At 60.2% G+C, this 10,787-nt stretch carries 9 protein-coding genes and 1 tRNA gene; 7 read left to right on the top strand and 3 right to left on the bottom strand.

Annotated elements, in window-relative coordinates; genetic code table 11:
• Nucleotides 1-90 precede the first annotated feature (90 nt).
• From B0G57_RS23175 to B0G57_RS23190, 4 genes are all read left to right on the top strand, one after another.
• Entirely contained in the window at nucleotides 91-1,062 is a 972-nt protein-coding gene (locus B0G57_RS23175; RefSeq protein ID WP_018440176.1) for an acetyl-CoA carboxylase carboxyltransferase subunit alpha, read from the top strand.
• Between the two features lie 58 nt (nucleotides 1,063-1,120).
• Nucleotides 1,121-2,572: a tRNA lysidine(34) synthetase TilS gene (gene tilS, locus B0G57_RS23180; RefSeq protein WP_018440175.1), complete on the top strand. Its 1,452-nt coding sequence runs from the start codon at nucleotides 1,121-1,123 to the stop codon at nucleotides 2,570-2,572.
• 364 nt (nucleotides 2,573-2,936) lie between these two features.
• The gene (locus B0G57_RS23185) at nucleotides 2,937-4,187 is read left to right on the top strand and encodes an aspartate kinase (RefSeq protein WP_018440174.1); all 1,251 of its coding nucleotides are present in this window, start codon (nucleotides 2,937-2,939) and stop codon (nucleotides 4,185-4,187) included.
• A 184-nt stretch (nucleotides 4,188-4,371) separates the two neighbouring features.
• A tRNA-Ser gene (locus B0G57_RS23190) sits at nucleotides 4,372-4,465 on the top strand.
• Nucleotides 4,466-5,352: 887 nt separating this feature from the next.
• Here the strand turns inward: B0G57_RS23190 and B0G57_RS23195 are convergent.
• Entirely contained in the window at nucleotides 5,353-5,589 is a 237-nt protein-coding gene (locus tag B0G57_RS23195) for a DUF4148 domain-containing protein (protein WP_020566131.1), read from the bottom strand.
• 662 nt (nucleotides 5,590-6,251) lie between these two features.
• Between B0G57_RS23195 and B0G57_RS23200 the strand changes: the two genes are divergently transcribed.
• From B0G57_RS23200 to B0G57_RS23210, 3 genes are read left to right on the top strand one after another with little or no spacing between them, the layout of a single operon-like run.
• Nucleotides 6,252-8,333, top strand: a complete 2,082-nt coding sequence (locus tag B0G57_RS23200) for a 3-hydroxyacyl-CoA dehydrogenase NAD-binding domain-containing protein (RefSeq protein ID WP_083925582.1) — start codon at nucleotides 6,252-6,254, stop codon at nucleotides 8,331-8,333.
• A gap of 51 nt (nucleotides 8,334-8,384) precedes the next feature.
• Nucleotides 8,385-9,134: an electron transfer flavoprotein subunit beta/FixA family protein gene (locus B0G57_RS23205; protein WP_018440171.1), complete on the top strand. Its 750-nt coding sequence runs from the start codon at nucleotides 8,385-8,387 to the stop codon at nucleotides 9,132-9,134.
• Between the two features lie 13 nt (nucleotides 9,135-9,147).
• Complete coding sequence (locus B0G57_RS23210; protein ID WP_018440170.1) at nucleotides 9,148-10,083, top strand: electron transfer flavoprotein subunit alpha/FixB family protein; 936 nt, start codon at nucleotides 9,148-9,150, stop codon at nucleotides 10,081-10,083.
• A gap of 17 nt (nucleotides 10,084-10,100) precedes the next feature.
• On the opposite strand, the gene B0G57_RS23215 is transcribed toward B0G57_RS23210, so the two are convergent.
• Both B0G57_RS23215 and B0G57_RS31890 read right to left on the bottom strand, forming a co-directional pair.
• Nucleotides 10,101-10,490 (bottom strand): carboxymuconolactone decarboxylase family protein, encoded by a 390-nt coding sequence (locus B0G57_RS23215; RefSeq protein ID WP_020566130.1) that lies wholly within the window; start codon nucleotides 10,488-10,490, stop codon nucleotides 10,101-10,103.
• Between the two features lie 78 nt (nucleotides 10,491-10,568).
• On the bottom strand, nucleotides 10,569-10,787 hold a 219-nt coding region (locus B0G57_RS31890; protein WP_146098878.1), incomplete at its 5' end, for a hypothetical protein.

Raw genomic sequence — 10,787 nt, forward strand, 5'->3', positions numbered from 1 at the left:
TAAGTTTGCGGGCTGATAGTTTCGACCGATGCCGCGGCGCGTGGCGGCGGTTAGAATACGCGCTGCCGAAAGTCCCCAGGATTGGAACATATGAAAACGACGTTTCTGGATTTCGAACAGCCAATTGCCGAACTCGAGGCAAAAATCGAAGAACTGCGTTTCGTGCAGGACGACTCGGCTGTCGATATCTCGGAAGAAATCGAGCGGCTCTCGAAGAAGAGCCAGCAATTGACCAAGGATCTGTACGCGAACCTGACGCCATGGCAGGTTTCGCAGATCGCCCGGCATCCGCAACGCCCGTACACGCTCGATTACGTCAACGAAATCTTCACCGACTTTCACGAGTTGCATGGCGATCGGGCTTTCGCCGATGACCAGTCGATCGTCGGCGGCATGGCGCGCTTCAACGGCCACCCGTGCATGATCATCGGTCACCAGAAGGGGCGCGACACGAAAGAGCGTGCCGCGCGCAATTTCGGCATGCCGCGTCCCGAGGGCTATCGCAAGGCCGAGCGGCTGATGCGCCTCGCGGAGAAATTCGGACTGCCGATTTTTACGTTCGTCGACACGCCGGGCGCCTACCCGGGCGTCGGCGCCGAGGAGCGTGGACAGTCGGAGGCGATCGGCCACAATCTGTATGTCATGGCTGAGCTGAAGACGCCGATCATCGCGACAGTGATCGGTGAAGGGGGCTCGGGCGGCGCACTGGCGATTGCCGTGGCCGACAGCCTGCTGATGCTGCAGTTCTCGACGTATTCGGTGATTTCGCCCGAAGGCTGCGCCTCCATTCTGTGGAAGAGCGCGGCGAAGGCGCCCGAAGCAGCCGAGGCGCTCGGGCTGACGGCCCATCGCCTGAAGGCGCTCGGCCTCATCGACAAGATCGTCAACGAGCCGCTCGGCGGCGCGCATCGCGACGTGAAGGGAATGGCTGCGCTGCTGCGCCGCGCGCTTTCGGATACGCTGCGCCAGTTCCAGGGCATGAGCGTGCAGGATTTGCGCGAGCGCCGCTACCAGCGGCTCATGTCCTATGGCAAGTTCAAGGAATCGATGCCCGGCGCATGAGACGCGCCGCGCACGCCCGAGTGCGTCTCGTCGCATCCTTCCGCTAGCGACGAAAGCCATGATTTCATCTACCGACTCCGCCGCCGAGCACGTCATTTTCGACGCGCTCGGCGGTTTGCTTTCCGTGATGCCGTCCGATGCACGGATCGCCATCGCGTTCAGCGGCGGCCTCGATTCGAGCGTGCTGCTCGATGCGGCGGTCCGCGTGGCGGGAGCGCACCGCTGCATCGCCTTGCACATTCATCACGGGTTGAGCCCGAATGCCGAGCGATGGCTTGTCCATTGCGAGGCCACGGCTCGCGCGCTTGGCGCCGGCTTCGATGCCGAGCGCGTCGACTTGCGGCGCGAGATGGGAATGAGCATCGAAGCGGTTGCGCGCGAGGCGCGCTATCGAGCACTCGACGCCATGTGCGCGCGCCACGGCGTGGCCGCACTCTGGCTGGCGCATCATGCCGACGATCAGGCCGAAACCGTGCTGTTGCAGTTGCTGCGCGGCGCCGGCGTGGCGGGGCTCGCGGCGATGGCTCCCCATCGCATCGACAATGTGGCCGCCATTCCTCGCGTGCGTCCGTTGCTGCATTTGCTGCGAGCGCAGCTCGAACGCTATGCACGCTCGCGCGGCCTGCGTTGGATCGAGGACGAATCGAATGCCGACACGCGTTACGCGCGCAACGCATTGCGTCACGACGTGATACCGGCGCTGACGATACATTTTCCGGGCTTTCGCGACGCGCTGGCGCGCACGGCCGCCCATGCGGCGACCGCTCAGCGCTTGCTCGATGAGCTCGCCGCGATCGATTTGGGCACGATCGCGCGAGACGATGGACGCTCATTGTCGCGCGAGGCGCTGCTCGCGCTCGACGGCGCGCGCGCGATGAACGCGATGCGCGGATGGATGCGTGCGGCTGGGATCCCGGTGCCGTCCGTCGCGCGACTGACTGACATGCTGCGCCAATTGCGCGAGGCGCGCGCCGAGCATGCATTGCGAATCGAGCACGCGGGGCGCTGCCTGCGCCTCTATCGCGACTCGGTCTATTGGGAGAGCGACGATCGGCTTTCGTCGCCTGGGGCCGCCGCCGAAAAACCCGTGGAGCATGTGATCAAGGAGCCGACGACGCTCGCTTGGCGCGGCCAGGAAGTATGGCGGCTCCCGCAATGGCGCGGCTCGCTCGTTTTCGTTCCGGTGCCGCCCGGCGAGATGCCGGCCGATACGGTGGCGGAAACGCTGCTCGAGAGTTCGCCGCTCACGGCGCGCCCACGCATGGGGGGAGAACGCATGCGTCGGGCGCCGGGCGCGCCGGCTCGCACGCTAAAAAATCTGTTCCAGGAATCGGGGGTGCCCGCCTGGCAGCGCGACGTGCCGCTCGTTTATCTGGGCGACCGGCTGCTGTTCGTGCCGTTTCTAGGCATCAACGGCGCGTTCGCCGCGCCCGCGGCGGACGAGGAGAGGGCGGCCGCGAGCGGACCACGTCGCCGCCTGGAATGGCGTGCCGACATGCTTATCGCCTAGCGTCGATCGTCGGCGTGGCGCGACTCCGAGCAGTGTCGCACCCCGTCGCCGACCGCCCGTGCGGCTTGTATTTTCAGCGTCGATCGAGTACTCTCGAACGCTTGTCCGACCCGCTTTAGCACCCATTTGCGGCCGTTTGCGCGCTTTTTTTCCCAGCAGTGACGCAGTCGGCTGCATTTTGCTTGTGCGGCAGATGTGGCATTGAGCCGTGGCGCATTCGAACGAACCGTGCGCTTCACGTCTACCCCCGCCGCCACGTTACGTCGTCGTCCTGCGCTCACGAGGCCGCGTGGCCGATCGGCATGCCCGAGCTTCGAGCCATTAGCGCGTCGGCGCCGTTATTCCTCAAGTTCAAAACGACACAATGGCACTCATCGTACATAAATACGGCGGCACCTCGATGGGCTCGGTGGAGCGCATCAAGAACGTCGCCAAGCGTGTCGCGAAGTGGCACAAGGCGGGCCATAAGTTGGTCGTCGTGCCATCGGCGATGTCCGGCGAAACGAATCGCCTGCTCGCCCTCGCGAAGGAAATCTCGAGCCAGCCCGATCCGCGCGAACTCGACGTCATTGCATCGACGGGCGAGCAGGTGAGCGTCGGCCTGCTATCGATCGCGTTGCAGGAAGCGGGCGTCGAAGCCGTCAGCTACGCCGGTTGGCAAGTGCCGATCAAGACCGATAGCGCATTCACGAAGGCACGGATCAGCGAGATCGAAAGCGAGCGCATCTTGCGCGATCTCGACGAAGGTAAGGTCGTCGTCATCACGGGCTTTCAGGGCGTCGATCCGGAGGGCCATATCACCACGCTCGGGCGCGGGGGTTCCGATACGTCGGCCGTGGCCGTCGCCGCGGCGCTGGAAGCGGACGAATGTCTGATCTTCACGGACGTGGACGGCGTTTATACGACCGACCCGCGTGTCGTAGAAGAGGCGCGCCGGCTCGATCGCGTGACGTTCGAAGAGATGCTCGAGATGGCGAGTCTCGGCTCGAAAGTGCTGCAGATCCGCTCGGTGGAATTCGCGGGCAAATACCGCGTGAAGACACGCGTGCTGTCGAGCCTGACCGATCCGATGATCCCGCTCGAACAGGAAATGACCTCGGGCACGCTGATCACTTTTGAAGAAGACGAGACCATGGAAAAAGCAGTCATCTCCGGCATCGCGTTTCAGCGCGACGAGGCCCGTATCGCGGTGAGGGGCGTGCCCGACAAGCCGGGCATCGCTTATCAGATTCTCGGCCCTGTCGCCGACGCGAACATCGACGTCGACATGATCATTCAGAACACCAGCGTGCTAGGCAAGACCGATTTCACGTTCACGGTCGGCCGCGGCGACTATCAGCGCGCGATGGACATTCTGCTCAACCAGGTCAAGGGCCACGTGAGCGCCGAGGAAGTCGTCGGCGATCCCAAGGTGTCGAAGGTATCGGTCGTTGGTGTGGGGATGCGCTCCCATGTGGGCATCGCGAGCAAGATGTTCCGGACGTTGTCGGAAGAGGGGATCAACATCCAGATGATCTCGACCTCCGAAATCAAGATTTCGGTGCTCATCGACGAGAAGTACATGGAGCTCGCCGTGCGCGCGCTGCATAAGGCGTTCGAGCTCGAACAGGCTTGAGTATGCGGTTGTCATGTCGCCGTCACGGCGGCGTCATGAAAGATGGGGCGGGGGCGAGTCGAAAGAGGCGCTGCAGAGCGATGCGATGTGGGGAAAATTTGCATCGCACGAATTGACCTGCGTAACCATTCCCGTTATCATCTTGGACTCGTCGCGCTGCCTCCCGGCGCCGACGAAGTTTTTGGGAGACGTGGCCGAGAGGTCGAAGGCACTCCCCTGCTAAGGGAGCATCTGGGCCAAAACCTGGATCGAGGGTTCGAATCCCTCCGTCTCCGCCAGATTGGTCTTTAAGTGCTTGATTTTAAAGTGCTTATCGAGGCGGAACATGAAGTACCCACGTTTCTACCCATGTGGCGAAGCGTGGTGCAGCAAAGCAAAAAAGCCCTGTCCATTTCGGTGGATGGGGCTTTTGTCTGTTAGGGCCTTACGCCATCACCGCAACGTGACGCACGATGCGGCCGCTGAACAACTGCCCGTGCGTCAGGTCGCTAGCCGATTCTGCGAGGAATTTCGGTCACTAAGTTCGGCCAGGCGCCGAACGTCCAACTTCCCGCTACCCCTCACATCGTGAACTGCGACGCCGAATCGTCGTTAACGGCGAGCGGCACGTATTCACATGCATCTCGACTTGCTCGCGCATGGAATTCGTCATCATCCAGTCTCCGTGCCGCCACGGTGCTCCTCGATCAGAATCAAACTCTCTGCACTGATTGCGAGCGTAGCATTAGGCGCATGGCGAAACTGGGTCAGCCTTAGAGGTCGGGACCTGCCGCAGGCAAGAGAAGAGAGCGTTCGAAGCCGCGAACCTAGAGATTGCGAAGTGGGTCTTTAGCACGCACCTCACTGAACCAGGTCCCGGCGCGTAATCTGTCGTGCGCTTGACGCCGCTCGGCGCGATGCTGAGCCAGAGCAACCTCAATTCCGCCGCGCTTAACGCTGTTCTGGGCATGCGGCGGCTGGTGCTCGACGCCCCCCGCCCAGGGCGGGCGCAGCGCGCAAGTACTCTGGGACGCCCCTACCGGATGCATGTGGAATGCGTTGGCAGGGCCTTGGACTGGCAATGAATTGCACCCCGAAGGCTCGGTGCGCTCATCGGGGTGCTTCTTCGGGAGCTTTCGTCGCGGCTGCCATCCAAACTGTCTTTTTGCAAAGAAGACGTGTAAGCCTACTTCGCCGTAGGCGAATCATCATTCTTGGCGCCGGCTTGCAGCTTAGCCCGCTGGGCAAGTACGTTTTCCGGATAATGAACCCAGTCGTTTGGATCATACCCGGCCTTATGTGCTTGTTCCAGTTCGGCTCGAACTTCGGCACGGGTTACATGCTGATTCGTCTGAGCAAATGACGCCGCCGATGCCGTTAGTAACAGCGATGCGATGGCAATGTTGGTAACGACTCGCTTCATACGACCTCCAAGTTTCGCTTTGTGCTTCGAATATTAGATCTCATGTCATCTAGGGTAAACACCTAAAACATGAATTCACTGTTCGCGCGTTGATGACAATCGCAAAAGCGGCCTGACGCTTTGAATTCAGCGCGTGAGGCAGGGCAACTGGGCCAGTTTTAGCAGGCTGTTGAAGTCCATCGATGCAGGACCTTGGCCGCATCAAGAACTATGCGGAATCATTCGTTCGTAAAGTGCCGGCCTGCATTGGCGAGGCATCTCGAGTTCAACGACAGGAATACCCGCTCGACGCCCAGCATGGGTGTCGGAACTGTCCCGAAGAGGGCAAGGTGAGAGCAGATTTCAACCCGGCGAAATTCGGTGACGTCTCGCCTAGCTGCTTCATTCCGCGCGCAAAGGAGACGGGATGCATGAGGCACTGCCGCCGAACGGCGGCCGACGCGTGTCCCCGTCATTGAACGGTCGCACGTAGCGTCGAACCTTTCAAGTTCGGCGCGGACATGCAATCCGGGCGGCGTGCTGAGGCATTCCAAAAACTCAAAGAAGCAATACGTATGCGAAGTGGTGTGTCGATAGTTCGAGGCAGATAATGCGCTCCGTCATGTTGAGTCGCCAGATCGATGTTGTAAACGGTCGGTGATCTGGATAAAGATGGAGCGACAATGGACACCTTAACTAACGCCGCGTCGAAACAAAGGACAGAATCTGTTCGCATCGAAAAGCGAGGAAATGTGGGATACCTCGTCATTGACAATCCGCCCGTGAACGCGAGCTCAGTCGATGTACGAAGAGGTGTTCTCGAAGGCCTCAAACTATTCGAGGCCGACGCTTCGCTGATGGGAGTCGTAATCATCGGTGGGGGGAACACATTCATTGCTGGGTCCGACATCCGCGAATTTGATGCGCCGATCGAAGCCCCTTCCTTGCCGGAGGTCAATCGTGCCATCGAGTCCTCGCCGTTACCGGTCGTTGCGGCTATTCATGGAACGGCGCTCGGGGGAGGTTTTGAGTTGGCCTTAGCCTGCGACGGACGGGTTGCAATGAGCAGTGCGTTGGTGGGCCTACCCGAGGTCAGTCTTGGAATGATTCCCGGGGCGGGCGGTACCCAACGTGTGGCCTTCATCACGGGAAAGGCGACCGCAATCGAAGTCGTGACATCCTCGCGTCGACTCTCGGCTGCCGAAGCTCTTCATCTTGGCTTGATCGACCATATGGTAGATGACGATCTTCCGCAGGCAGCTGAAGCCTGCTTGACATCCCTGCGACGCAAGAAGTGCCGGGTCCGCGATAGGCAAGTCCCCGATTCAACCGACAAGCAGTTGGAAATGGCCACCGAAACCGCCCTGCGGCTGAGAAAGGCGTTGCCTCACGTCCAGCAAGCGATTGATGCAGTGAACATGGCCGGAGTGGTCTCGTTTGATGAAGCTCTGTCCCGTGAGCGCTCAGTCTTCGAGGCACTGCGTACAAGCTCTGAAGCGAGGGCGTACCGACATCTGTTTTTTTCGGAGAGGGCATGTTTGCGTTCGGGAAGCGGCGGTCGCTCCGTGGGCGCGAACATCCGTAAGATCGGCGTTGTCGGCGCAGGAACGATGGGTGTGGGAATCGCTGGATGCTTTGCTGATGCGGGCTTCGAGGTTTCGCTTTACGATGCAAACCGCGATGCGTTGCAAGCAGCGCTTGGCAAGCTCGAGGATATCTACGCTACACAAGTTCTGAGAAAGGCGATCACTGATGGCGAGAAGCATGATCGGATTTCTCGGGTCCGCTTGGTCGAAGATCTGTCCGGTCTCGGCGATGTTGATCTAGCTATCGAGGCTGTATTCGAAGACTTCGACGTGAAGCTGGATGTCATGCAGCGGTTAAATGAGGTCTTATCCGACCACGCAGTCCTAGCGTCGAACACGTCGTACTTGGATCTAAATTCCCTCGCGCACAGAGCGGGACGCCCGGCGAGAACCGTTGGGTTGCATTTTTTTAGCCCTGCTCAAACAATGCGGCTGCTTGAAATCGTGGAGACCAAGCATACCAGCCAAGAGATAGTCGATGCGGCCGTAACCTTGGCTAGAAAGCTCGGCAAGGTACCGGTCGTTGCTCGTGTCGCTGAAGGTTTCATCGGGAACCGAATTTATGCAGCTTACCGCAAGCAGTGCGAATACATGATCGAAGAGGGCGCCTTGCCAGAGCAGGTCGATGCGGCCCTTGAAGAGTTTGGGTTTGCTATGGGACCGTTTGCCGTCGCTGACCTTTCGGGATTGGACATTGCGTGGAAGATGCGTCAACGGCTTAACGCAGCTTCGAAACCGCAGCGTTACGTCACTATACCCGACGCCTTGTGCGAAGCTGCTAGGTTCGGGCGGAAAACGGGAGCGGGGTGGTACATGTATAAGCCGCAATCCCGCCGCGGCGTCCCCGATCCAGTCGTTCATTCGATCATTGCGGTCGAACGTGAAAAAAAAGGAATCAAAGCGCGCAAACTCGGCAAGCAAGAAATAGTTGAGCGTGCGATGGCTGCGATTGTCAATGAAGCTGTGAGGGTGCTGGAGGAGGGCACCGCCCGACGAGCAAGTGACATCGATATTGTTCTCGTCCACGGATACGGATTCCCTCGGTACCTCGGGGGGCCGCTCTGGTGGGCGCAACAGCTCGGCATGGATAAGCTGTCGGAAATCATGACGCGACTGGAGACCGCCTCGGGCGCCGATTTCGTAGCTGGGGATATAACGAAAATTTTCGCTCAAGCGTGAGTTGAATCGCCGCTGAAATGACCTAGTAGTTCAGCTATCGGAGACGTACAAGTGAAGGTGATCGTTGCAGTGAAGCGTGTTGTCGATGCAAACATCAAGGTTGGGGTGAAGTCGGATCACTCTGGCGTCGACATCGCAAACGTGAAGATGTCGATGAACCCGTTCGACGAGATTGCCGTGGAAGAGGCCGTGCGTTTGAAGGAAGCAGGCGTGGCGACGGAAGTGGTGGCAGTGTCGGCTGGGTTCACGCAATGCCAGGAAACGCTGCGAACGGCGCTGGCGATCGGCGCGGACCGCGCGATTCTCATCGAATCGATCGAAGATCTGCAGCCGCTGGCGGTGGCCAAGTTGCTGAAGGCGGTCGTCGACAAAGAACAGCCGCAGCTCGTGATGCTCGGCAAGCAGGCGATCGACGACGATTCGAACCAAACGGGCCAAATGCTCGCGTCGCTTGCGGGCATGCCGCAAGCGACGTTCGCTTCAAAGGTGACGATTGCGGATGGGAAGGCGACCGTGGCACGTGAAGTCGACGGCGGCGCCGAGACGTTGACGTTGACGCTGCCGGCCGTGGTCACGACCGATTTGCGCCTGAACGAGCCGCGCTACGTGACGCTGCCCAACATCATGAAGGCGAAGAAGAAGCCGCTTGAAACGATCAAACCCGAAGACCTGGGCGTGGACGTGGCTCCCCGTCTGAAGACGCTCAAGGTAGCCGAGCCGCCGAAGCGTGGCGCAGGCGTGATGGTGCCGGACGTGCAGACGATGGTCGAGAAGCTGAAGACCGAAGCCAAGGTGCTGTAGGGGAGCTAGAAAGATGACGATTCTGGTTATTGCCGAACACGACAACAGGTCGATTAAAGGCGCGACGCTGAACACCGTTGCTGCCGCACAGCAGGTCGGCGGCGACATCCACGTGCTGGTCGCGGGCCACAACGCGCAAGGCGCGGCCGAAGCCGCGGCGAAGATCCCCAGCGTTTCGAAGGTGCTGCTGGCCGACGCACCGCAGCTGGCCGAAGGTCTCGCGGAAAACGTCGAGGCGACGGTGCTGAACATCGCGAAGGACTATTCGCACATCCTCGCGCCTGCGACGGCGTACGGCAAGAACATCACGCCGCGCATCGCCGCGAAGCTCGACGTCGCGCAGATCAGCGACATCACGGCGGTCGAATCCGCTGATACGTTCGAGCGCCCGATCTACGCTGGCAACGCGATTGCGACGGTGCAATCGAACGACGCGATCAAAGTGATTACCGTCCGTGCGACAGGCTTTGATGCGGTCGCAGCCGAGGGCGGCAGCGCGTCGGTGGAGGAGATCGATGCACCGGCTGACAGTGGCATTTCGCAGTTCGTGAACCGCGAAGTGACGAAGCTCGATCGTCCAGAGCTGACGAGCGCGAACGTCATCGTTTCGGGCGGCCGGGGCCTGGGTAGCGGCGAGAACTACACCAAGTTGCTCGAGCCGTTGGCCGACCAGCTCGGCGCGGCGTTGGGCGCTTCGCGCGCCGCAGTGGACGCGGGCTATGTGCCGAACGACTACCAAGTGGGCCAGACGGGCAAGATCGTCGCGCCGCAGCTTTACGTAGCCGTCGGCATATCGGGTGCCATCCAGCACTTGGCCGGCATGAAGGATTCGAAGGTGATCGTCGCGATCAACAAGGATCCCGAAGCACCTATCTTCAGCGTGGCCGATTACGGCCTTGTCGGCGATCTGTTTTCGATCATCCCCGAATTGACGTCTTTTCTTGCCTGACGCGACCACTGCCGATGCTATTCGACTTTCTCTTGATCGAGTTGGCCGAACACCTGGGCTGCGATCTTGAAGCAGCCTAGGCCGACGGGCATGCCGAGATAAATGGCGGCTTGGAGAAAGCACTCGCGGATTTCATCTCTGGTTAGCCCGTTGCGCAGTGCAAGTCGGACATGGTTTGCTAACTCTTCTGGACGATTTGCCGCAGCCAGCATCCCCAGGTTAAGGATGCTTCGGCTGCGGTGATCCAAGCCAGGACGTGTCCAGATGGCGCCCCAACAGAAGCCAGTGACCATTTCTTGCATGGGTCGACCGAAGTCGCCGGCACTCTCAAAAACCTGCTCGATCGCCTTGTCGCCGAACATTGCGCGGCGCATTGCCAATCCTTTTTCAAAAAGCTCATTGTCCATGGGAAACCGTTCCTATCAAGGGAAGTTGCTGCATTACAAGGGGACGTTGCTGGGTGTCTTGTGATGAACTACACGTAGCTAAGAAAGTCTAGCGGCTTGGATTGCCTCTTGCTCGCCATCGGCCGCGCACGTCTCCAGGTCGGCCGAAGTGGCGACTTCCGCGAGGGGCATCAAGCCGAGTTCAGTAGCCTTGATCTGCAGAGCGAGGTACTTGGAGTAGATGCGGCACTGAGAGAATGCGCCGCCGGTGAACCACAGGCCGGGCTGATCGGTGCGAGTCCACATGTTGCGCAGTTC

The organism is Trinickia symbiotica, assembly GCF_002934455.1.
In the GTDB taxonomy this organism is placed as follows: Bacteria; Pseudomonadota; Gammaproteobacteria; order Burkholderiales; family Burkholderiaceae; genus Trinickia; species Trinickia symbiotica.